This is a genomic window from Streptomyces sp. NPDC048516 (assembly GCF_043199875.1).
Lineage (GTDB): Bacteria > Actinomycetota > Actinomycetes > Streptomycetales > Streptomycetaceae > Streptomyces.
This window is the reverse complement of the sequence record NZ_JBICWS010000002.1, coordinates 742,739-763,101: the sequence shown is the minus strand read 5'-3', so window position 1 is coordinate 763,101 and position 20,363 is coordinate 742,739. Positions and strand designations below refer to the sequence as shown.

At 71.3% G+C, this 20,363-nt stretch carries 21 protein-coding genes; 8 read left to right on the top strand and 13 right to left on the bottom strand.

The window, feature by feature from the left end; translation table 11 throughout:
• Positions 1-177: 177 nt before the first annotated feature.
• The 4 genes from ACGFR7_RS07270 to ACGFR7_RS07255 all read right to left on the bottom strand — a co-directional run bounded on the left by ACGFR7_RS07270 (position 178) and on the right by ACGFR7_RS07255 (position 4,365).
• Positions 178-1,377, bottom strand: coding sequence for a hypothetical protein (locus tag ACGFR7_RS07270; protein ID WP_393314130.1), 1,200 nt, complete (start codon positions 1,375-1,377; stop codon positions 178-180).
• 85 nt (positions 1,378-1,462) lie between these two features.
• Positions 1,463-2,029, bottom strand: a complete 567-nt coding sequence (locus ACGFR7_RS07265; protein ID WP_393314127.1) for a DUF6114 domain-containing protein — start codon at positions 2,027-2,029, stop codon at positions 1,463-1,465.
• 131 nt (positions 2,030-2,160) lie between these two features.
• Positions 2,161-2,778 carry a DUF6230 family protein gene (locus ACGFR7_RS07260; RefSeq protein WP_085922969.1) on the bottom strand — a complete coding sequence of 206 codons (618 nt, stop codon included), beginning with the start codon at positions 2,776-2,778 and terminating at the stop codon, positions 2,161-2,163.
• Between the two features lie 612 nt (positions 2,779-3,390).
• Positions 3,391-4,365, bottom strand: a complete 975-nt coding sequence (locus tag ACGFR7_RS07255; RefSeq protein ID WP_393314125.1) for a tetratricopeptide repeat protein — start codon at positions 4,363-4,365, stop codon at positions 3,391-3,393.
• A gap of 424 nt (positions 4,366-4,789) precedes the next feature.
• On the opposite strand from ACGFR7_RS07255, the gene ACGFR7_RS07250 reads away from it, so the two are divergent.
• Positions 4,790-5,434, top strand: coding sequence for a TetR/AcrR family transcriptional regulator (locus ACGFR7_RS07250; RefSeq protein WP_393314122.1), 645 nt, complete (start codon positions 4,790-4,792; stop codon positions 5,432-5,434).
• A 76-nt stretch (positions 5,435-5,510) separates the two neighbouring features.
• Here the strand turns inward: ACGFR7_RS07250 and ACGFR7_RS07245 are convergent, their stop codons facing one another.
• Together ACGFR7_RS07245 and ACGFR7_RS07240 are read right to left on the bottom strand one after the other, a co-directional pair.
• Positions 5,511-6,515 (bottom strand): GDP-mannose 4,6-dehydratase, encoded by a 1,005-nt coding sequence (locus tag ACGFR7_RS07245; RefSeq protein ID WP_393314119.1) that lies wholly within the window; start codon positions 6,513-6,515, stop codon positions 5,511-5,513.
• A complete protein-coding gene (locus ACGFR7_RS07240; RefSeq protein WP_393314117.1) occupies positions 6,512-7,675 on the bottom strand; it encodes a glycosyltransferase in 1,164 nt (387 codons plus the stop codon). The genes ACGFR7_RS07245 and ACGFR7_RS07240 overlap by 4 nt, the downstream gene beginning before the upstream one ends.
• A gap of 57 nt (positions 7,676-7,732) precedes the next feature.
• Between ACGFR7_RS07240 and ACGFR7_RS07235 the strand changes: the two genes are divergently transcribed.
• A complete protein-coding gene (locus ACGFR7_RS07235) occupies positions 7,733-8,455 on the top strand; it encodes a response regulator transcription factor (RefSeq protein WP_393314114.1) in 723 nt (240 codons plus the stop codon).
• The gene (locus tag ACGFR7_RS07230; protein ID WP_393314111.1) at positions 8,452-9,855 is read left to right on the top strand and encodes an ATP-binding protein; all 1,404 of its coding nucleotides are present in this window, start codon (positions 8,452-8,454) and stop codon (positions 9,853-9,855) included. Before ACGFR7_RS07235 ends, ACGFR7_RS07230 begins: the two co-directional genes overlap by 4 nt.
• On the opposite strand, the gene ACGFR7_RS07225 is transcribed toward ACGFR7_RS07230, so the two are convergent.
• Positions 9,788-10,051: a transposase gene (locus tag ACGFR7_RS07225; RefSeq protein ID WP_393314260.1), complete on the bottom strand. Its 264-nt coding sequence runs from the start codon at positions 10,049-10,051 to the stop codon at positions 9,788-9,790. The genes ACGFR7_RS07230 and ACGFR7_RS07225 overlap by 68 nt on opposite strands.
• A 107-nt stretch (positions 10,052-10,158) precedes the next feature.
• Between ACGFR7_RS07225 and ACGFR7_RS07220 the strand changes: the two genes are divergently transcribed.
• Entirely contained in the window at positions 10,159-11,661 is a 1,503-nt protein-coding gene (locus ACGFR7_RS07220) for a protein kinase (RefSeq protein WP_393314107.1), read from the top strand.
• A gap of 178 nt (positions 11,662-11,839) precedes the next feature.
• Here the strand turns inward: ACGFR7_RS07220 and ACGFR7_RS07215 are convergent, their stop codons facing one another.
• From ACGFR7_RS07215 to ACGFR7_RS07200, 4 genes are all read right to left on the bottom strand, one after another.
• The gene (locus ACGFR7_RS07215; RefSeq protein WP_393314104.1) at positions 11,840-13,540 is read right to left on the bottom strand and encodes a methylmalonyl-CoA mutase; all 1,701 of its coding nucleotides are present in this window, start codon (positions 13,538-13,540) and stop codon (positions 11,840-11,842) included.
• A 213-nt stretch (positions 13,541-13,753) separates the two neighbouring features.
• Positions 13,754-14,086, bottom strand: a complete 333-nt coding sequence (locus ACGFR7_RS07210) for a DUF3817 domain-containing protein (protein WP_088800110.1) — start codon at positions 14,084-14,086, stop codon at positions 13,754-13,756.
• Positions 14,087-14,199: 113 nt separating this feature from the next.
• On the bottom strand, positions 14,200-14,706 hold the full coding sequence (locus tag ACGFR7_RS07205) for a MarR family winged helix-turn-helix transcriptional regulator (protein WP_393314101.1): 507 nt from the start codon (positions 14,704-14,706) through the stop codon (positions 14,200-14,202).
• A gap of 43 nt (positions 14,707-14,749) precedes the next feature.
• Positions 14,750-16,126, bottom strand: a complete 1,377-nt coding sequence (locus tag ACGFR7_RS07200) for an MFS transporter (RefSeq protein ID WP_393314098.1) — start codon at positions 16,124-16,126, stop codon at positions 14,750-14,752.
• An 83-nt stretch (positions 16,127-16,209) separates the two neighbouring features.
• Here ACGFR7_RS07200 and ACGFR7_RS07195 point away from each other — a divergent pair, with 83 nt between their 5' ends.
• On the top strand, positions 16,210-17,190 hold the full coding sequence (locus ACGFR7_RS07195) for a DUF5937 family protein (RefSeq protein WP_393314095.1): 981 nt from the start codon (positions 16,210-16,212) through the stop codon (positions 17,188-17,190).
• Between the two features lie 98 nt (positions 17,191-17,288).
• On the opposite strand, the gene ACGFR7_RS07190 is transcribed toward ACGFR7_RS07195, so the two are convergent.
• Both ACGFR7_RS07190 and ACGFR7_RS07185 read right to left on the bottom strand, forming a co-directional pair.
• Complete coding sequence (locus ACGFR7_RS07190) at positions 17,289-17,600, bottom strand: MTH1187 family thiamine-binding protein (protein ID WP_088800106.1); 312 nt, start codon at positions 17,598-17,600, stop codon at positions 17,289-17,291.
• Complete coding sequence (locus tag ACGFR7_RS07185) at positions 17,597-17,947, bottom strand: DUF3817 domain-containing protein (RefSeq protein ID WP_350254031.1); 351 nt, start codon at positions 17,945-17,947, stop codon at positions 17,597-17,599. The genes ACGFR7_RS07190 and ACGFR7_RS07185 overlap by 4 nt, the downstream gene beginning before the upstream one ends.
• 315 nt (positions 17,948-18,262) lie before the next feature.
• Between ACGFR7_RS07185 and ACGFR7_RS07180 the strand changes: the two genes are divergently transcribed.
• Genes ACGFR7_RS07180 through ACGFR7_RS07170 form a run of 3 tightly spaced genes read left to right on the top strand, consistent with a single transcriptional unit; the run spans position 18,263 to position 20,321 of the window.
• On the top strand, positions 18,263-18,901 hold the full coding sequence (locus ACGFR7_RS07180; protein WP_393314092.1) for an AIM24 family protein: 639 nt from the start codon (positions 18,263-18,265) through the stop codon (positions 18,899-18,901).
• Positions 18,901-19,551, top strand: coding sequence for an AIM24 family protein (locus tag ACGFR7_RS07175; RefSeq protein WP_393314089.1), 651 nt, complete (start codon positions 18,901-18,903; stop codon positions 19,549-19,551). Before ACGFR7_RS07180 ends, ACGFR7_RS07175 begins: the two co-directional genes overlap by 1 nt.
• Complete coding sequence (locus ACGFR7_RS07170) at positions 19,548-20,321, top strand: AIM24 family protein (RefSeq protein ID WP_393314086.1); 774 nt, start codon at positions 19,548-19,550, stop codon at positions 20,319-20,321. Before ACGFR7_RS07175 ends, ACGFR7_RS07170 begins: the two co-directional genes overlap by 4 nt.
• Positions 20,322-20,363: the final 42 nt, after the last annotated feature.

The window sequence follows — 20,363 nt, the reverse complement described above, 5'->3', positions numbered from 1 at the left end:
GCCCCCGGGGGGCCCGCCCCCCCCCCCCGGGGGGGGGGGCCCCCCCCGGGGGGGGGCCCCCCCCCCCCCCCCCCGCCCCCCCCCCGGGGGGGGGCCCCCCCCCGGCGGGGCCCGCCCCACCGCCGTTTTCTGCGGCTCCCGTAAGGGTCGGTGATCCCCGGCCCGCGCCGGTGATCCTCAGTCCGTGATCGACTGGTGCAGACCCGGGATGTGGAGGTTGCCGCCGAACTGGCCCGCCTGGTCGATCTTCACCTTGGTGAAGTAGGCGAACGGGACGTTGATCGGCGGCGGGTGCTCGGGGTCGAAGACGATCGGGATCAGACCGAAGAGGTTGCCCTGCAGCCGCTCGGTGTACATCGTCACCTTGCCGCCGCGGATCGTGGACGTCGAGCCCGGTGCGCCCTGGACGTGGTAGTGCTTGCCGGACGTCGGGTCGTCGACGATCTGGTGCAGATCGCCGATGTCGACGCTGTCGGCGGTGAACTTCAGGGCCTGCTTGGTGTGGCCGTTCTGGGTCTGGACATTGACGACGCCCTCGTAGTTCAGGCCGCGCAGGGTGAGCGCGCTGGACTCCAGGTGCCAGGGGTCGTCGGGCAGGGTGGCGGGCGTCTGCTCGGCCTTGCCCTTCTGCTTGTTCTCGACGACGCAGGGGAAGGACTTCTTGCCGCTGGCGTCCTTGCCGTCCAGGCCGCCGCCGGGCAGGGCGTTGTCCGCCGTGCCCACCGCGCCGTGGACGGTGTCGTTGACCGTCTTCGACCCGTTCTTGACGGCGTCCCCGGCCTTGCCGGCGCCGTCCTTGAGGCCGTCGACCGTATCCGTGACCGGCTTGGTGACCTTGTCGGTGGCGGAGCCGGAGTCCTTGGACGCGGACGGCGAAGGGCTCGGCGAGGCCGGCTCGGAGGCCGAAGGACTCGGCGAAGCCGAGGAGTCCTTCGACTTGTCCCCGAAGAGACCGCCGAGCGCATCACCGATGCCGCCCAGCAGCCCCTTGTCGTCCTTCTCCTCCTCGGAGGACGACGGCGACGGGGTCGCGGAGCCCGAAGGCTCATCGGTCTTCGAGGAACCGGACGGCGCGGGCTCGGTCGCCTTGCCGGCGTCCTTGCCGGCCGAGGGCGAGGCGGAGGGCTCGCCGGACGGCTTGGTGCCGTCCTTGCCCTGAGCGTCGCCCTTGCCCTGTGCGTCGTCCTTCTTGTCCGCCGCACCGTCCTTGGACGCCGCGTCCTTGTCATCCACCTTGTCCGGGGCGGTGACGCACGGGCCGTCCTTGAAGGGGCTCTTGGGCGCCGGCTTGGCTATCGCCATCTGGGGCGTCAGCCCCATGCCCATGAGCACGGCGGACGGCATGGCGGCAATGGCTATCGCCTTGCCCGCGGGCACGTGGAGCCGAGTCAGCAGCGGCTTCCTCGGCGCCGCGTGCCTCGGCCCGGTTCTCGCCCCGGCAGCTGCGCTCTCGTGCAGCTCGTCACCCGGCACGGTGCCTCCCGTTCGTTCCGTTGGTCGGGCTCGTTCCTGACAGGTCGTCCAGTCCATTGCCCAACCCGGAACCGGCGGCCGGCGCGGGGTGCGTGGCGACCACCGGTCCGGCGACCGTCTTGCGGGCCGGCTCCTCGGCGTCGCCCCCGCTCCGCTCGGCCTTGCCCGGCGCCCAGGAGACTCCCAGCGCACCGCCGATCAGCCCCAGGAGGAAGCCGATCAGGAAGGCACCGAAGTTCGAGACGACCAGGGAGACAAGAGAGAGCAGGATCGCCGCCACACCCGCAAAGACGCGCGAAGCGGGCTGGAACCACATGGTCAGGCCGAGCACGACCAGCAGTACGCCGATGATCAGCGAGCCGGCGCCGGCGGTGGTCGCCATGCGGACGGTCAGGGAACCGATCGTGAGATTCGCGTAAGGGATGTACATGATCGGGATGCCGGCCAGCAGAGTCAGCATGCCGCCCCAGAACGGGCGGTGTCCGCGCCACTCCCGGAACGAAAGCCGCTTCCGGCCGATGGTCTCGATCAGCCGTGGTCGCGTGTCGGCGCTCATGTCGTACAGCTCCTCGGGACTGGCAAATCGGTGGTTCTGTGCTGAGGTGTCCTACTGGGCGCTACCCGGCGTACGGGCACGGGGAACGGCGAACGCCGCACAGCTCGCCCCGCGCCCGCACGCTCAGTGCGTCAGTAGCACTCGCTCTTGCCCTTGGCGACGCTCATCTTCAGGCCGCTGAGCTTGAACGTTCCGGCCGTCGTGGCCCATGCCTGCTGCCTGACGTGGGTCAGCGTGGCCGAGTCGGCCTGCTGGGCGAACGAGCCCGGGTCGGCCTTGTCGCCCTTGTGCATCCCCGGGCCCTTGGTCGTCGAGCCCGCAGCAACACCGATGTCGATGTTGTTGAAGGTCGCGTCCGCGGACAGCTGATCGAGGTCGATGTAGAGGTTCTTCGCCTCGACGGGCGTGTCACCGCCACCTGCCGACAGCTTCATCGACACATCGCCGAAGACCGGCACCGGCACGACTACCGACTGGCACAGGTTCTTGATCTTGGCGTTCGAGAACCCCGAGACCGCCACCGGGACCTGCTTGCCGCCCTTCTGGGCGTCAATGGCTCCGTACTGCACAAATCCGGTGCCGTCCAGCCGGTCGGTAGCGACCTTGAACTGCTGACCGGACACGCTGAACGATGCCGCGAGCGCACCCTGCGAGAGGGCGACACCGATCGCGGCGGTCGCCGCGACGCTCGGCACCATGACGACGGCGAACCGCTTCCATCTGGTCCCGCCACGAGCCAGGGACTCCATGACTTTCCTCCTTCTCGGACGTACATCTCCGGTACGGTCCGCCCCCGTTGGGACAGCCGTGCCTGGGATGGGAGAAGTGCTACGTCCTCGGGAAGGAGAGCGCCTGTCTCGGAGGCACATCGTGTTTCCGAATACCGGCGATCACCCCCGAGCGACAACCACTGGCCACGCTCTCGCGCAACCTCCTGGACAGGCCCTGCCGGGTGGGGCAGAGACCCCCCTGTCCACCGCCGGCGGCACCTGCCGCCGACCACTCGGTGGGGACCCAAGTACCCCGCGGCACCGACCGGATGCCGGGCTGCGGGAATGGACCGAGCGTGGCCGATCGTGGTCCATTCGGGGCCGCGGCACAAGGGGCTCGTTACTTGCGGGTAACGGCCCGATAACCCTGCCACGACCCACCGAAATCACGTGGACACATACCGTCGCCACTAACGGTGAGGGGACATTGGGCAATTACGGACACAGTGCCGCAAGGGGGCCGCTCAGACTTACTTGAAGTAACAGCGGCCACGATTACCAAGTTTTGGTAAAACGTGGCCGCTGTGTCGTTTGTTCGGGCAACTCGCGGAGGTCGTACTGGTCAGAAGCGGGCGACTGCGAAGACAGCGGTCAGAACAGCACCCGGGCGAGCGCCGTACGCGCCGCCGTCACCCGCGGATCCTCGGCGCCGATGACCTCGAACAGCTCCAGCAGCCGCAGTCGCGCGGCCTCCCGGTCGTCACCCGCCGACCGCTTCACCGCGTCGACCAGCCGGCCGAACGCGTCCTCGACATGCCCGCCGACCAGGTCCAGGTCCGCGGCGCGGATCTGCGCCGGCACATCGGCCGGGTTCTCCGCGGCCTCCTTGCGCACCGCCTGCGGGTCGAGGTCCTGCACCCGGCGAAGGAGTTCGGCCTGCGCCAGGCCGAGCTTGGCCTCCGGGTTGGCCGGGTCGTCGTTGAGCACGTTCTTGTACGCCTGGACGGCACCGCCCAGATCGCCGGAGTCCAGCGCCTGGTTCGCGGCCTCCAGCAGTGCGTCGTAGGGACCGGCCGGCGCCGGGGCCTCGGCCTCCTGCTCCGCCTCCCCCGCGGCCTGCGGGTCGACGGGCGCGCCCACGATGCCGAACTGCTGCTCGGCGGCCTGCACCAGCTGGTCGAGCACCTGGCGGATCTGCGACTCCGGGGCCGCGCCCTGGAAGAGCGGGATCGGCTGCCCCGCGACGACCGCGAAGACCGCCGGGATGCCCTGCACCCCGAACTGCTGGAACAGCATCTGGTTGGCATCGACGTCGATCTTGGCCAGCACGAACTTGCCGGCGTACTCCCCCGCAAGGCGCTCCAGCAGCGGTCCCAGCTGCTTGCACGGCTCGCACCACTCGGCCCAGAAGTCAATGACGACCGGGACCTCGGTCGAGCGCTGCAGGACGTCCTGCTGGAACCCCGCCTCGTCGACATCGAACACCAGGCGGGCACCGCTCGCGGGTGCCTGGCCCGTACGGGCGGCCTCGGCACGTGCCTGCTCCGCCTTCTGCTTCGCTTCCCCCGCCGACTTCACCGCTGCGAGGTCGACGACTCCACTCATGGACATATTGCGTGGCTGCATGGGTCCATCCTCCCCCCTGGGCGGGCTGTTCCGGAAAGCGATCCGGAAAGCGCTGCGGTCTGCGATGCGATCGGTCGTGCGGCGGAGCTGCGGAGTGCCGGTCCGGTACCGCCGCCGGACCGGGCACCGGGCACCGCAACCCGTCCGTACGCCCCGCCGGAATGCCGGCGTACGTCCGGGGTCGCTGCCCGTGGTGGCCCCGAGGAGGGCCGTTGTGCGGTCCCGAGGAGGACCGTTGTGCGGTCCCGAGGAGGACCGTCGTGCGCGGCCATGGGTCCCCACCCATGGCCAGTGGCTGTCACTCTTACGCTACGACCCGTAGCGTAACTCGCCGTCGGCCCCGCATCACCACCGGGTCCGGCCCCGTGAGGGGTGATCTGCCTCACGGGCGGCATCTCCCGTACTGCCCGGTATGGTCGCCCGCATGCACCACTCCGCCAGTTCCCGGAAGGGCCGTACGGGCCGCCCGCGCAGCGCCGAGACCGATCTCGCGATCCTGCACGCGACCCGGACCGCACTCGTCGATCTGGGCTGGGGGCGGCTGACCATGAGCGATGTGGCGGCCCGGGCCGGCGTCGCCAAGACGACGCTCTACCGCCGCTGGGCCAACAAGAACGAGCTCGTCGTGGACGCCGTGGCGGTCCTCTTCGACGAGCTCGAACTCCCCGACCGGGGCTCTTTGCAATCCGATATCGAGGGCGTGGTGCTGCAGTTCGGGGCGCTGCTCGCGCGGCCGGAGACCAAGACGGCGCTGATGGCCGTGGTCGCGGAGTCCACCGCCGACGAGGCGCTGCGCGAACGGATCCGCTCGGCGATCGTCGACCGCCAGAAGCGGCTGGTTCTGCTCGGCCGCTCACGCGCCCAGGCCCGCGGCGAACTTCCCCCGGACACCCCCGGTGCGGACGGCGAGCGGGCCGCCAGCCGCAACATGGACCTGATCTTCGATGTGATCGCCGGGGCGATCGTGCACCGCACCCTGGTCAGCGGGGAGCCCGTGGATGCCGCGTGGGGACGCGACTTCACGGCGCTCTTCCTCACCGGGCTCTTCGCTCTGGACGACCGGGGCTGAGCCCGGCGGACGGGGGACGGCCGCGGCGCGGCACCGAGGTGCCCCACCGCGGCGCAGGTCAAAACCGGCAGGCGGATCAGACCTGGTAGCGGTCCGCGGCGAACAGGTGCAGGTTCTGTGCCACCCACTCCGAGGTCTGCTTCAGCCCCTGCTCCAGCGTGACCTCCGGCCGCCACGAAGCCCACTCGCGCGCCCGGGAGTTGTCCGACAGCAGCCGCTCGACCTCACTGCCGGCCGGCCGCAGCCGCGCGGGGTCCACCACCACCTCGGCCTGTCGGCCGGAGGCCGCTATCAGCGCCTCGGCGAGCGCCCCGATGGCGATCTCCCGCCCGGTGCCGAGGTTGACGACCTCGCCCAGCGCCCGGTCGCAGTCGGCCAGCGCCAGGAAGCCGGCCGCGGTGTCGGTGACATAGGTGAAGTCGCGGGTCGGGGTGAGCGAGCCCAGCTTGATCTGCCGGGCGCCCGCATGGAGTTGGGCCAGGATCGTGGGGATCACGGCGCGCGCGGACTGCCGGGGGCCATAGGTGTTGAACGGCCGCACCACCGTCACCGGCAGCTCGAAGGCGTGCCGGTGCGACAGCGCCATCATGTCCGCGCCGATCTTCGAGGCGGAGTACGGCGACTGCGGCTGCAGCGGGTGCTCCTCGCCGATCGGCGCGGTCAGCGCGGTCCCGTAGACCTCACTGGTGGAGGTATGCACCAGCCGCCGCACCGCGTGCCGACGGCAGGCCTCCGCGACGTTCTCCGTCCCGACCACGTTCGTCTGCACATACGCGCCGGGCGAGTCGTAGCTGTACGGAATCCCGATCAGCGCGGCCAGATGGAAGACCGTGTCGCAGCCCTCGACGGCGTCCATCACCCGGCCCGCGTCCCGCACATCGCCCGCGACCATCTCGACCGGGCCGCCCGGCACCAGATAGCGCGCCAGATTTCCCTTTTCGGCGTAGGGCTTGTAGTGGACGAACGCGCGCACCTCGGCGCCGGCCTCCACCAGCATGTCGACCAGGGTCGAGCCGATGAACCCCTCGGCCCCGGTGACCAGGACCCGGCGGCCCGTCCACTGCTGCGTGCTGCTGTTCATGCTGACTCCTTCATCGTGGGGTGGTGGTGGACCTGCGGGTGACCGGCGAGCGCCAGCACCTTGTCGGCCAGCAGGCCGGCGGCCTGCGCATGGGTGCCCGGGTCGGCGGCCGCGCCCATCGCGGCGAGCCGGGCCGGATCGTCGAGAAGCGGGGTGACCAGCGCGTCCAACCGCTCCGCCGTGGTCTGCGGATCGGGCAGCAGCAGCGCCGCCCCGGCGTCCGAGAGCACCCGGGCGTTATGGGTCTGGTGGTCGCCGGGCGCATGCGGATACGGCACGAGAACGGCCGGCATCCCGATGGTGGCCAGCTCCGCGACCGTCGCCGAACCGGCCCGGCACACCACGAGATCGGCGGCGGCGTACGCCAGATCCATCCGGTCCAGGTACGGCACGGCCTCGGCGACCGCGTCCCCGCCGTTCGCCGCCAGGAGGGCCCGGGTCTGCTCCAGGGCCGCGGGCCCGGTCTTGATCAGCAGCCGCAGGTCGCTGCGCGTCCGGTAGCGGCCGGCCAGGCCCACCGCGGCCTCGGTCAGCCGGGCCGCCCCCAGGCTCCCGCCGTTGACCAGCAGCAGCCGGGCGCCGTCCGGTATGCCCAGGGCCCGGCGGGCGGTGGGCCGCAGTCCCGCCCGGTCCAGCTCGGCCAGCGGGCCCACCAGGGGCATCCCCACCGTCTCAGCCCGCTCGCCGCCGGCCAGGTGCGCGCGGCTGCGGTCGAAGGCGAGGGCGATGTGCGGGGTGAGCCGGGCCGCGAACTTGTTGGCCCGGCCGGGCACCGCGTTGGACTCATGGACCAGGCTCGGCAGCCCGGCCATCTTGGCCCCGACGATCACCGGGGCGCTGGGGTAGCCGCCCATGCCGACAGCGACCTGGGCTTTCTGTTCCTTGAGGAGGGCCCGGCACTGGGCACCCGAGCGCAGCAGTGCGGCCGGCAGCAGATAGCGTCGGGCGCCGAGCGAGGGGTCGAAGGGGATCATGTCGACGGTGTGCAGCCGGTATCCGGCCCGGGGGATCAGCTCTGTCTCCAGGCCGCGTTCGGTCCCGACGAAGGAGATCACCGCATCGGGCACGGCCCGGCACAGCGCGTCGGCGAGAGCGAGTCCCGGATAGATGTGGCCGCCGGTGCCGCCCGCACCGATCACGACGGAGAGTGGTGTGCGCATGGCCGCCACGCTCGCGATACGCCCTAAGAAGCTTCTAAGAGAGGTGTTTGGCAGCCTATGTCCATGCCGCCCACGCCCGGGAACACCCCAGCCCCCAAGATCCTCGTCGTCGACGACCAACCGGAGGTGCGTGCCGCCGTCGAGGACGGCCTCGCCGTGGAGGGCTATACGGTACGGGGCGCCGCCGACGGCCTGGCCGCCCTCTCCGAGGTCGCCGGCTGGCAGCCGGACGTCCTCGTACTGGACGTGATGATGCCCGTCCTGGACGGCCTGGCCGTCTGCCGCCGGCTGCGCGCGCTGGACGACCGCACCCCGATCCTCGTCCTGACCGCCCTGGACTCCGTCAGCGAACGGGTCGACGGGCTCGACGCCGGCGCCGATGACTACCTCGTCAAACCGTTCGCCCTGGACGAGTTGGTGGCCCGCGTCCGGGCCCTGCTGCGCCGGGCCTCCACCACGGCCGCCGAGGACTCCCGGCTCTCCTTCGACGATCTGGTCGTCGACCCCCTGACCCGCACCGGCCACCGGGCCGGCCGTCCCCTGGAGTTCAGCCGCACCGAATGGGCGCTGCTGGAGCTGCTGTTGCTGCACCCCCGGCAGGTGCTGCCGCGCGAGGTGATCCTGGAGCGCGTGTGGGGCCGTGACTTCGGACCCGACTCCAACTCCCTGGCCGTCTACATCGGTTACCTGCGCCGCAAGCTGGAGGCGGGCGGCGAGCCCCGCCTCGTCCACACCGTGCACGGCGTGGGGTACCGCCTGGACCACGCGGAGGGCGCATGACCGGCAACCGCGGCCTGGGGGCCCGCTGGCGCCGCCGCCGCCCGCTGCGCACCCGGCTGGCGCTGGCCGCCACCGCCGCGGTGGCGCTGGTGGCGGTCGGCGTCTGCGCGGCCGCGTTCGTCATCCTCGACTACCAGATGACCCGTCAGCTGAAACTGACCCTGACCCAGACGGTCACCCAGATGATCCGGGACCGCCACGACTGGGGCCCTATGCCCAGTGACACCCTCTGCCAGTACCCGGCCTCGCCCTGCGTCCAGATCGTGCCCTCCGACCCCGCCAAGGACCCGCGCCGGCCGTATGTACTGCACGTCTCCGAGGCCACCCGCCAGGTCGCCGACGGCCGGCGGGCGGCGTTCTACGAACGGCAGACCGTCGCCGGCCGGCCGGTCCTGATGCTCACCACACGCCTGGCGGACAAGGACGAGGCGATGCAGGTCGCCCAGCGCTCCGACACCGTCGACCGGGGTGTGGAACAGGCCGCCTGGGCGCTGGCCGCGGTCGGTGCCGCCGGCGTCCTGCTGGCCGCCGCGCTCGGCTACTGGGTGTCCCGTACGGGCCTGGCCCCGGTCGCCCGGCTCACCGCCACCGCGGAACGCATCGCCGCCACCCGCGACGCCCGCCACCGCATCGAACTCCCCCCGGGCCCGCCCGCCCGGGAGGACGAGGTCACCCGCCTGGCCACCAGCTTCAACACCATGCTCGGGGAGCTCGAACAGTCCGTCACCGCGCAGCGCCGCCTGGTCGCCGACGCCTCCCACGAACTGCGCACCCCGCTGACGGCGCTGCGCACCAACGCCGAACTCCTGGCCCGTGCCGACCGGCTGACCGACGCCCAGCGCGACCGCGCCTCGGCCGCGCTGGGCCGCCAGCTGCGCGAGGTCACCACACTCGTCAACGACCTGATCGAGCTGGCCCGCGACGAGGAGCCGCAACCCCTGGTGGAGCAGGTGCGGCCGGCCGCGCTCCTGGAGCACGCGGTGGGCGTGGCCCGCGAACACTGGCCGGAGATCACCTTCACCGCCGCCATCGCCCCCGCCGCGGCCGGAGTCGCGATCCCCGGCGTGCCGCCCCGGCTGTCCCGGCTGTTGTCCAACCTCCTCGACAACGCCGCGAAGTTCTCCCCGCCGGGCGGCCCGGTGGAATGCGAACTCACCCTCACCGCAGGGGAGTTGAACCTGGCGATCCGCGACCACGGCCCCGGCATCACGGAGGGCGACCTCCCCCATGTCTTCGACCGCTTCTACCGCGCCGAGGCGGCCCGCGCCCTGCCCGGCTCCGGCCTGGGCCTGGCCATGGCCCGCCAGATCGCCCGCGCCCACGGCGCCGAACTCACCGCCGAGCGGGCGCCGGGAGGCGGGGCTCTGTTCCGGCTACGACTGCCGGCACCGGCGGCCTAGGCAGTGTCTTGGCCACCCAGCGGGCGAAGCGTCCATGGACGGTCCGCCAGGGGCCGAACCGTTCGCGCAGGTCGCTCCAGGGCAGACCTGTGCGGAACTTCACCACGATGTCTTGGAGCACCTGGCGATGATCCCGCCATCGGCCACGAGTCCGTCCCGCAGGCGGCAGCAGCGGCACGATCACCGCCCGGGCCACGTCAGAAATCTCCCCGTCCCTCACGGACGGACCCACGACTCGGTGATCGGGTAGCACCCCCTAGGGTGAGACCTCGGAAAATCCGGGTGCGGTGGATGGGGAGCTTGATGGAGCCGTTGGAAGCTGCGGACCCACGGGCCGCCGGGCCGTATCAGCTGCTGGGACGTCTGGGCTCGGGCGGGATGGGCCGGGTGTTCGTCGGAGAATCCGTGACGGGACGGCGGGTTGCCGTGAAGCTCGTACGGGAGGATCTGGCGGCCACGCCCGGTTTTCGCGACAGGTTCCGGCGCGAGGCCAAGCTCGCGATGCGGGCGGGCGGCTTCTGGACCGCGCCGGTCGTCGACGCGGACCCGGACGCCACCATGCCGTGGATCGCAAGCCAGTACGTCGAAGGCCCCTCCCTCGACGCACACGTCATCCAGCAGGGCCCCCTGGACGAGTCCGAGGTGCGCAGGCTCGGCGCGGGACTGGCCGAGGCCATCGCCTCGTTCCACCGAGGCGGCCTGGTCCACCGCGACCTCAAGCCCTCCAATGTCCTGCTCGTCGACGACGGTCCGAGGGTCATCGACTTCGGCATCTCCAAGGCCCTGGAGACCACCGGCGGTACCGATCTGACCAAGGCCGGGACCGTCCTGGGCACCCCTGGCTTCATGTCGCCGGAGCAGGCACTGGGGCAGCCGGTGGGACCGCCCTCGGATGTCTTCTCGCTCGGCTCCCTGCTCGTCTACGCGGTCACTGGCGCAGGCCCCTTCGGTGACGGGGCCTCCCACGCGCTGTTGTTCCGGGTGGTGTACGAGACACCCGATCTCAGCGCCGTGCCGGACGGGCTGCGGGGGCTGGTGCAGGACTGTCTGCACAAGTCTCCGGAGGGCCGTCCCACCGCCGACGCGCTCCTCGCACGCCTCGCGGGCGTACCGCCGGCGACGGTCCCCGACCCGCGCATCGCGCCGAGGCCCGTGGCGGAGACCGTTTCCGACGCGGATGCCCTGGCGGCCACCGGACCGCAGCCTGCGAGCCCGACAGTCGCAGCCGAGCCGCCCGAGGCGGCACCGCGCGGGCATCGGCCGGTTGCTGAACCACCGGCCGCCCTCCCCGCGTTCACCGTGGAGAAATGGGGCCTCGCGGCGGTCTTGCGCCGCTTGCTATGGCCGGCCGTTTCGGCGTCGACGATCGCCGGCTTCCTGGACTTGGCCGGAGTGATGGTCCACGGGCAAGGGGCCGCGTTCGTGTTGACGTTCTTCCTCATGCTGCTGCATCTGCTCTACGGGGTGACGGTTTCGCTGCCACTCCTCCGCCCCAGGACACTGCGGGTCGGAGCGGACGGGCTCTATGTGCGGCACGGCCCGCACACGGTCACGGTGCCCTGGCTGGACATTTCCTCCGTCACGCTCACCGGAAAGCGGAACAGGCGCAGGATCGCCCTGACGGCGGCCCTCGCAGAAGGAACGGACACCCGGGTCCCCTCCCCGCTCCACGCCGGGAAGGGCGTGCTGAAGTGCACGGTCGTCTCCCCCGCGAAGAACGAGACGAGCACCCGCCTGGACGGCCTCGATACCGCACTGCGGCACTTCGCGGGCAGCCGCTACCAGTCGCTTCCCGCCGCGGGCTGACGACGCCGTACGGCCCCCGGCGAGTCGGGCGGCGCTCCGTGGCCCGGCGGGCGGGAACCGCGCTCAACGACCGCCGTCGTTCGTGGCCCGGCAGCCGTACGGGGCAGCAGGCCCATGCCTGCCGCCCCGCGCCCGGGGGGAGGGGACGTCCCTCCTGGCCTCCTGGCCTGACCTGGCCTCAGAATCCGGCCGGCTCCGTATACACGCCCCACTCGTCCCGCAGCACGCCGCAGATCTCGCCGAGCGTCGCCTCGGCCCGTACGGCCTCCAGCATCGGCTCGATCATGTTGCCGCCGGTCCGGGCGGCTTCCAGCATCGCCTTCAGCGAGGCCTGGACCCGGGCGTCGTCACGGGCCTCCTTGCGGGCCGCGAGCACCCGCACCTGCTCGCGCTCCACCTCGTGGCTGACCCGCAGGATCTCCAGGTCGCCGGTGACCGAGCCGTGGTGGCAGTTGACGCCGACGACCTTCTTGTCGCCCTTCTCCAGCGCCTGCTGATATCGGAATGCGGACTCGGCGATCTCGCCGGTGAACCAGCCGTCCTCGATGCCGCGCAGGATGCCGGAGGTCATCGGGCCGATCGGGTGCTCGCCGTTCGGGACCGCCCGCCTGCCGCGCTCCTTGATCTGCTCGAAGATCTTCTCGGCGTCCGCCTCGATCCGGTCGGTCAGCGACTCGATGAACCACGAGCCGCCGAGCGGGTCCGCCACGTTGGCGACGCCGGTCTCCTCCATCAGCACCTGCTGGGTGCGCAGCGCGATCTCGGCGGCCTGCTCACTGGGCAGCGCCAGGGTCTCGTCCAGCGCGTTGGTGTGCAGCGAGTTGGTGCCGCCGAGCACGGCCGCCAATGCCTCGACGGCGGTCCGTACGACGTTGTTGTACGGCTGCTGAGCGGTCAGCGAGACACCGGCGGTCTGGGTGTGGAAGCGCAGCCACTGCGCCTTCTCGCTCGTCGCGCCGTAGACGTCCCGCATCCAGCGGGCCCAGATCCGGCGCGCGGCGCGGAACTTGGCGATCTCCTCGAAGAAGTCGAGATGCGCGTCGAAGAAGAAGGACAGGCCGGGCGCGAAGGTGTTGACGTCCAGGCCGCGGGAGAGGCCGAGTTCCACGTAGCCGAAGCCGTCGGCGAGTGTGTACGCCAGCTCCTGCGCGGCCGTCGCGCCCGCCTCGCGGATGTGGTAGCCGGAGACCGAGAGCGGCTTGTACGCGGGGATGCCGCGCGCACAGTGCTCCATCAGGTCACCGATCAGGCGCAGATGCGGCTCGGGCTGGAAGAGCCATTCCTTCTGTGCGATGTACTCCTTGAAGATGTCCGTCTGCAGGGTGCCGTTCAGGACGCCCGGGTCGATGCCCTGCCGCTCGGCGGCCACCAGGTACATACAGAAGACCGGGACGGCGGGCCCGCTGATCGTCATGGACGTCGTGACGTCACCCAGCGGGATGTCCTTGAACAGGACCTCCATGTCGGACGCCGAGTCGATGGCGACGCCGCAGTGGCCGACCTCGCCCAGCGAGCGCGGGTCGTCGGAGTCCCGGCCCATGAGGGTGGGCATGTCGAAGGCGACGGAGAGGCCGCCGCCGCCCGCCTTGAGGATCATCTTGTAGCGCTCGTTGGTCTGCTCGGCATTGCCGAAACCGGCGAACTGGCGGATCGTCCAGGTCCGCCCGCGGTAGCCGGTCGGGTACAGCCCCCGCGTGAAGGGGTACTCGCCCGGCCAGCCGATCCGCTCGAACCCCTCGACCGAGTCCCCGGGCCGGGGCCCGTACGCCGGCTCGACGGGATCACCCGAGAGCGTGGTGAAGTCCGCGTCCCGCTTCCGGGCGGAGTCGTACCGAGCCTGCCAGCGGCGGCGGCCCTCATCGATCGCGTCAGCGTCCATACCCCCGAATTTACTTGGACGTCCTAGTACTTGTCGACGGGAGAGCGTCACGAGTTGTCCCTCGCGCCACCGAGGTCACCTTCCGTAACGGACTCCGGACAGCGCAAACGCGCCCGTCCGATACCGGAACAGGCGCGTATGAGCAGGTCAGCAGAGGTGCCGCCGGACTGCGCCGGGGCGGGCCGGGACGGTCAGGCCGTCAGCCGGCTGCGGTCAGGCCTTCACCGGCTCCGGAGCGTCATCGGCGATCAGCGGCTCGACCTCCCGCACCACCTGGCGCTCCACGAAGAAGGCGGCGGTAGGGATGGTGCCCGCGATCAGCACCCACAGCAGCTTGCCGAACTTCCACTTGGCCTTGGAGCCCAGGTCGAAGGCGAACACCAGGTAGATGATGTAGAGCACGCCGTGGATCTGCGAGACGACGAGGGTGAGGTCCTTACCCATCCCGAAGCCGTACTTGAAAACCATGCACGTGCAGAGCACCAGCAGCATCACGGCGGTGATGTAGGCCATCGCCCGGTAACGGGTCAGGACGCTTCGCTTCATGCCCCGAGCGTAACGGCCCGTTCCGGGGCGATCTTCGCCGCCCCCCTGCGCGCACCGGGCCCGCCGGGCAGGGCGGCGGAGCCCGCCACCAGGGCCTGGAACAGGGCAGCCCCCTAGTCCTGGAAGTCCTCCGCCGCCACCCGCAGCGGGCGCAGCATCGCGAAGATCTCCCCGCACTCCTCGGCGTCGTACGTCCCGAGCCCGAAGTCCATCGCCATCAGATCGCGGGTCGCCGCGTCGCACACCTCGCGGCCCTTGTCCGTGATGGTGGCGAGCGTGCCCCGCCCGTCGTTAGGGTTCGGCCGCTTGGCCACGAGACCGGACTTCACCAGCCGGTCGACGGTGTTGGTCACCGAGGTCGGATGCACCATCAGCCGCTCGCCGATCTTGGACATCGGCAGCTCGCCGGCCTTGGAGAAGGTCAGCAGCACCAGCGCTTCGTAACGGGCGAAGGTCAGCCCGTACGGTTTGACGACCGCGTCCACCTCGGCCAGCAGGATCTGATGGGCGCGCATGATCGAGGTGATGGCGGCCATCGAGGGCACGGCGCCCCATCGCTGCTGCCACAGTTCGTCGGCGCGCGCGATGGGATCGAAAGCAAGGCTGAGCGGCTTCGGCACGCTTGTGACCCTACCCGGCGCTCAAATGGCGGTCAGCCGTGTCTCAGTTTTCGGTATCGGGGAGCGGTCCGGCCGGGCCCCGCACCGCTCCCGCGCCCGCCCCGGCCGCTCCCGCCGGCCGCCCCGGCGCCGTACGCCGCACCTCCCGGATCACCGCGAGTGCACAGACTGCTCCCACCACCCCGGCGGCCGGCATCACGACCCGCAGCGGTGCGTACTCCGCGGCGGCGCCGGCCAGCCCCATCGCCGACCCCATGACCGTCATCCGGCCCGCCTGCATCACCGTCATCGCCTGCCCCAGCAGCTCTCCGGGGACCGCGGCGACGAACCAGCGGTCGACACCGAAGTTGTACGAGATCCCGGTACCGGTCAGCACGAGCAGCAGCACCGCCCAGCCGAGCGAGGGCTGCGCGGCGAACCCGAGAGAGGGCAGCACGGCGAAGACGCCCATGGGGAACGTCAGCCGGGTACGGGCCCGCGGGCCGAGGAACGAGCCCACCAGACTCTCGGCGACCACCGCCCCCACGGGCATGCTGCACATCAGCAGCCCCATGCCAGCAGGGCCGACGCCCAGCCCGCCGGCGTAGGGGATCAGCAGCGCCTCGGGGACGCTGACGAACGCCGGCGGCAGCCAGGTCAGCAGCAGCAGCGCCCGCACCCGGCGGTCGGCCAGCAGCCGCCGGACCCCGCCCAGCGAGGCCCCCAGCAGCGCACCGCGCCCCTCGCCCCGTGCCCCGTCGCGCGCCGGCCGCGCCAGGGTCCCCAGCCGCAGCAGCAGCGCCGAGCCGAGGAACGCACCGACGGTGAGCGCGAGCACCACCGCCGGGGACACCACGGCGAGCAGCAGGCCCCCCGCCCCGAATCCGGCGAGCTGTGCGCTCTGGTTCACGATGCGGATCACCGAGCGCCCCAGTACGAACAGCTCTCCCCCGCCGAGGATCTCCCCCAGCGTCGCGGCCCGGGCCCCGGCGAAGACCGGCGCGATGGCCGCGATCACACAACGCAGCACCAGCAAGGCAGCCACCGGCGTGCCCGGCAGCACCATTCCTGCCGCCGCCAGCGCACACAGCACATCGCAGACGACCAGCACCCGCCGGGCCGGATACCGGTCGGCGACGGCGGACAGCAGCGTCCCGCCGAGCACGTACGGCAGCAGCCCCAGCGCAAAGGTCAGGGCGCTCATCAGCGGCGACGCGGTGAGCCGGAAGACGAGGACGGACAACGCGATCTCGCAGACGACCACGCCGAGCGAGGACAGCAGATGCGCGGCGAAGACGAACCGGAACTCCGGGACGGCGAACACGGCGCGGTAGCCGTCGGCGCGGACCTCGCCGACGGACGGTCCGACACCGGTGGCAGCGCCCTCTTCAGGGCAGGCGCAAGGACGGCCCGACGGCGCGGGCCCGGAGGGGGAGGGCATGGCCGCAGCCTGCCGGACCCCGCTCCCGCCCCGTATTCTTTCGGCTCCAGCCGAATCCCGGGCCCAAGGGAGTGTCCACGGCCGTGCCGGTGAACCTGCACTTCGGCGCCGACGATCTGCTCCGCATCCGGTTCGCCGTCTCACCGCTGTGCGAGACCCATGAGGCCGTACGGACCCTGCGCCACGCCGACCGGCACGGCTATCACACGCCGTGGCTGCGCCGGATGCGCGAGAAGCTGGCCGGCCTGGACCTGGCACCGCTGTGGCTGTTCATGCCGTCCTCGGGCTACACACCGGACTTCCTGGGCCGCCCGCCGGCCTCCCCGATGACCGGCTTCGACGAGGAGCTGGCCCGGTTGCGCGCCACCGACCCCGCCCTGGCCCGCGCCGAGATGGCCGCGTCGCTGGCGTGCACGCCGGGTGCCGCAAAGTCGGAGCGCGGCCGGGCGGTGCTGGCGGATCCGGCGGGCGCCGTGCAGGAGCTGGCCGGGGTCACCGAGCGGGCCTGGCGGACGCTGGTCGCCGCGGACTGGCCCCGGCTGCGGGCGCTGCTGGAGGCCGAGATCGCCTACCGCTCGCACCAGTTGGCGGGCGGCGGGCTGCAGCGGCTGTTCGCCGATCTGCATCCGCGGGTGTCCTGGTCGGGCGACACGCTCACCGTCCGCACCCGTACCGAGATCGCCCGGATGCAGGATCTGGACGGCCGCGGGGTGCTGTTGCTGCCCAGCGTCTTCGTATGGCCGGACGTGGTCAGCGGATTCCAGCCGCCCTGGCAGCCCACCGTCATCTATCCGGCGCGCGGTATCGGCGGGCTGTGGACCGAGCCGGAGACGCGCCCGGCGCTGGCGCGGCTGCTGGGGGCGAACCGGGCCGCCGTACTGGCCGCGCTGGACGCCCCGGCGACCACGACGGCCCTGGCCCACCGGCTCGGCCTGGCGCCGTCCTCCGTCTCGGGGCATCTGGCCGTGCTGCGCGACGCCGGTCTGCTGACCTCGCACCGGCACGGCCACCAGGTGCGCTACGAACGCACCCCGCTGGGGATCACCCTGGCTGCGGGCGGGTGAGGCCCGGGCGGCCGGGGTGCGAGTGGGCACTGTTCAGGATGCCGCCGGGACCGCCCCCGGTGCCGCTGGGACAGCCCCCGGTGCCGCGGGGGCACCGCTCAGGAGCGGCGGGCGTCGCCCTCGGCGAGGTAGCGCTCCACGGTCTCCACCTTCGAGGTCAGTCCGTCCGTGACGCCGGGCCGGATATCGGCCTTGAGCACCAGGGAGACCCGCCCGCAGCGCGCCTCGACGGCCGCGACCGCGCGCTTGACGACGTCCATGACCTCGTCCCACTCGCCTTCGAGGGAGGTGAACATCGCGTCCGTGCGGTGCGGCAGCCCCGACTCGCGGACGACCCGGACCGCGTCGGCGACGTACTCGCCGACGTCCTCGCCGACGCCCAGCGGGCTCACGGAGAAGGCGACGATCATGTGTTCAGGACTCCTTCCTTGCGGGCGCGGGCCGCGATCACACCGGCCTCTTCCTCGCGCTTGAGCACCTTGTCCCCGTAGAGGCCGCCGAACGGCAGGATCGCCAGCACGAAGAAGAAGGCGACGCGCTTGAAGGACCACTTGGTGCGGTTCCACACGTCCAGCAGCAGCACCACATACGTGATGAACAGCAGTCCGTGGATCAGACCGAGCGGCATCACCAGGGAGTCGTAGTCGAAGGCCAGGCGGAAGCCGGTACCGAAGATCAGCAGCGCCGGGAAGGAAAGCGCCTCCGGGATGGATGCCAGGCGCAGTCGGTGCAGGGCGGCGGCGGTCTTGATGTCCACGGGAACCTCGTTCGGGTGGCAGATGGGCGGTCGGCGCGCAGCGCCGTCTTCTGGGGGTGGAGGTCGGGCGACGGGCGGGCGGTCGGCGCGCAGCGCCGTCTTCTGGGGGTGGAGGTCGGGCGACGGGCGGGCACTGCTTGTGCAAGAGTTCACAAGCTTCGCCCCATTGTTACAGCCGCCTCGGCGATCACCGCGCCGGGGGGGAGGTGCGGGGCGCCCCCGGCCCGGTCCCCGGCAAGAATTCAGGTCGGTATCAGGCGGGATCAGGGCCGAAGGACCTGCCCCGGGCGGCCGCGGCCGACTACGGTCTGACCCGTGGCTCAGTTTCGGCTCCAGGGGAGCAAGGTGCTCGCCGTCGACATGACGGGCGACGCCGTCAAGGCGAAAAACGGTGCGATGGTCGCGTACGAAGGCCAGATGTCGTTCAAGAAGATGTCCGGCGGCGGCGAGGGCCTGCGGGGCATGGTCACCCGGCGGCTCACGGGTGAACAGATGGCCGTGATGGAGGTGAAGGGCCACGGCACCTGCTACTTCGCCGACCGCGCCGGCGAGATCAACCTCGTCCAACTGCAGGGCGAGAAGCTGTACGTCGAGGCCGGCAATCTGCTGTGCACGGACGCCGCGCTGCGGACGGGCACGACCTTCACCGGCCTGCGCGGCGCCTCCCAGGGCAACGGCCTGTTCACCACCACCGTCGAGGGCAGCGGCCAGGCGGCGATCACCTCCCACGGCCCCGCGGTGGTGCTGCGGGTCACCAAGCAGTACCCCCTCCAGGTCGACCCGGGCGCCTATGTCGCCCACACCGGCGACCTCAAGCAGCACTTCCAGACCGGGGTGAACTTCCGCACCGTCCTCGGGGAGGGCTCCGGCGAGTCCTTCCAGATCCGCTTCGAGGGCGAGGGCCTGGTCTACGTACAGCCCAGCGAGCGCAACACCGTGGGAGGTGAGGTCTGATGCCGTTCACGGTGCTCAACTCCCGCATGGTGGAGGCCAGGATCGGGCCGGGCCAGCGGATGTTCAGCCAGCGCGGCGCGATGCTCGCCTACCGCGGCGAGGTCGCGTTCACCCCGAACCTCCAGGGCGGCCAGGGCGGCGTCGGCTCCATGATCGGCCGCCGGATCGCCGGCGAGGCCACCCCCCTGATGACCGTGGAAGGCACGGGGACCGTCATGTTCGGCCACGGCGGTCATCACGTCCATGTCGTCGACCTGACCGGCGAGACGCTGTACGTCGAGGCCGACCGGCTGCTGGCCTTCGACGGCTCGCTCCAGCAGGGCACGATGTTCATGGGCTCACAGGGCGGCGTGATGGGCATGGTGCGCGGCCAGGTCACCGGCCAGGGGCTGTTCACCACGACCCTCAAGGGCGTCGGCTCGGCCGCGGTGATGGCGCACGGCGGCGTCATCGAACTGCCGATCACGCCCCAGCGCCCGGTCCATGTCGACCCGCAGGCCTATGTCGCCCACCGCGGCGACGTCCGCAACAAACTGTCCACGGCGCTCGGCTGGCGCGACATGGTCGGCCGCGGCTCGGGCGAGGCCTTCCAGCTGGAGCTGTCGGGCCAGGGCACCGTCTACGTCCAGGCGTCGGAGGAAAAGCTGTGACCGGTCCCGTCGTCCACGACGTCTCGTCGCTCCCCGCCGACGACAACGTCAACGCCTACGCCTTCAGCGTCGACCTGAACGGCCAGTGGTTCCTGCAGAAGGGGAAGATGATCGCCTACTACGGGCAGATCGACTTCCACGGCATCGGACATGGCCGCCTGGACCGCCTGATCGCCGGAAGTTTTCATTCGCCACTGCACGCCGCGGACTGGGTCGTCGCCGAGGGCCGCGGAAAGATGCTGCTCGCGGACCGTGCATTCGACGTGAATTCCTTCGACCTGGAGGACGGCAACCTGACGATTCGCTCCGGCAATCTGCTCGCATTTCAGCCATCTCTCGCGCTGAAGCAATCGATCATCCCGGGCTTTCTCACCCTTATCGGGACCGGCAAGTTCGTGGCCGCTTCCAACGGCCCGGTGGTCTTCATGGAACCGCCGATCCGGGTCGACCCGCAGGCGCTCGTCGGCTGGGCCGACTGCCCCTCCCCGTGCCACCACTACGACCACCAGTACCTGCGGGGATTCCTGGGCGGACTGCGGGCGCACACCGGCATCGGCGGAGCGTCCGGCGAGGAGCACCAGTTCGAGTTCGCCGGCGCCGGGACGGTCCTGCTGCAGTCCACCGAGCAGTTGATGCCGGAGCTGGCAACCGGGGCGGTTCCCACCGAGGCAGGCGTTCCGGGCGGGGGCGGACACGTTCCGCAAAGTGGCTCACAACTGCCCCAGCTCCCCGGCAACCTCGGGAGCCTCCAACGCCGCTTCGGGCTGTGAGCGATACTCTGCGGACGGTGACCTCGAACGTCTGACCAACGT

What these genes read in the sequence shown, in the direction of transcription:
- ACGFR7_RS07175 (WP_393314089.1), top strand. Translation starts at nt 18,901, where the DNA reads ATGCCGTTCACGGTGCTCAACTCCCGCATGGTGGAGGCCAGGATCGGG.
- ACGFR7_RS07230 (WP_393314111.1), top strand. Translation starts at nt 8,452, where the DNA reads ATGACCGGCAACCGCGGCCTGGGGGCCCGCTGGCGCCGCCGCCGCCCG.
- ACGFR7_RS07260 (WP_085922969.1), bottom strand. Translation starts at nt 2,778, where the DNA reads ATGGAGTCCCTGGCTCGTGGCGGGACCAGATGGAAGCGGTTCGCCGTC.
- ACGFR7_RS07200 (WP_393314098.1), bottom strand. Translation starts at nt 16,126, where the DNA reads ATGCCCTCCCCCTCCGGGCCCGCGCCGTCGGGCCGTCCTTGCGCCTGC.
- ACGFR7_RS07190 (WP_088800106.1), bottom strand. Translation starts at nt 17,600, where the DNA reads ATGATCGTCGCCTTCTCCGTGAGCCCGCTGGGCGTCGGCGAGGACGTC.
- ACGFR7_RS07255 (WP_393314125.1), bottom strand. Translation starts at nt 4,365, where the DNA reads ATGCAGCCACGCAATATGTCCATGAGTGGAGTCGTCGACCTCGCAGCG.
- ACGFR7_RS07220 (WP_393314107.1), top strand. Translation starts at nt 10,159, where the DNA reads ATGGAGCCGTTGGAAGCTGCGGACCCACGGGCCGCCGGGCCGTATCAG.
- ACGFR7_RS07245 (WP_393314119.1), bottom strand. Translation starts at nt 6,515, where the DNA reads ATGAACAGCAGCACGCAGCAGTGGACGGGCCGCCGGGTCCTGGTCACC.
- ACGFR7_RS07265 (WP_393314127.1), bottom strand. Translation starts at nt 2,029, where the DNA reads ATGAGCGCCGACACGCGACCACGGCTGATCGAGACCATCGGCCGGAAG.
- ACGFR7_RS07240 (WP_393314117.1), bottom strand. Translation starts at nt 7,675, where the DNA reads ATGCGCACACCACTCTCCGTCGTGATCGGTGCGGGCGGCACCGGCGGC.
- ACGFR7_RS07215 (WP_393314104.1), bottom strand. Translation starts at nt 13,540, where the DNA reads ATGGACGCTGACGCGATCGATGAGGGCCGCCGCCGCTGGCAGGCTCGG.
- ACGFR7_RS07235 (WP_393314114.1), top strand. Translation starts at nt 7,733, where the DNA reads ATGTCCATGCCGCCCACGCCCGGGAACACCCCAGCCCCCAAGATCCTC.
- ACGFR7_RS07210 (WP_088800110.1), bottom strand. Translation starts at nt 14,086, where the DNA reads ATGAAGCGAAGCGTCCTGACCCGTTACCGGGCGATGGCCTACATCACC.
- ACGFR7_RS07250 (WP_393314122.1), top strand. Translation starts at nt 4,790, where the DNA reads ATGCACCACTCCGCCAGTTCCCGGAAGGGCCGTACGGGCCGCCCGCGC.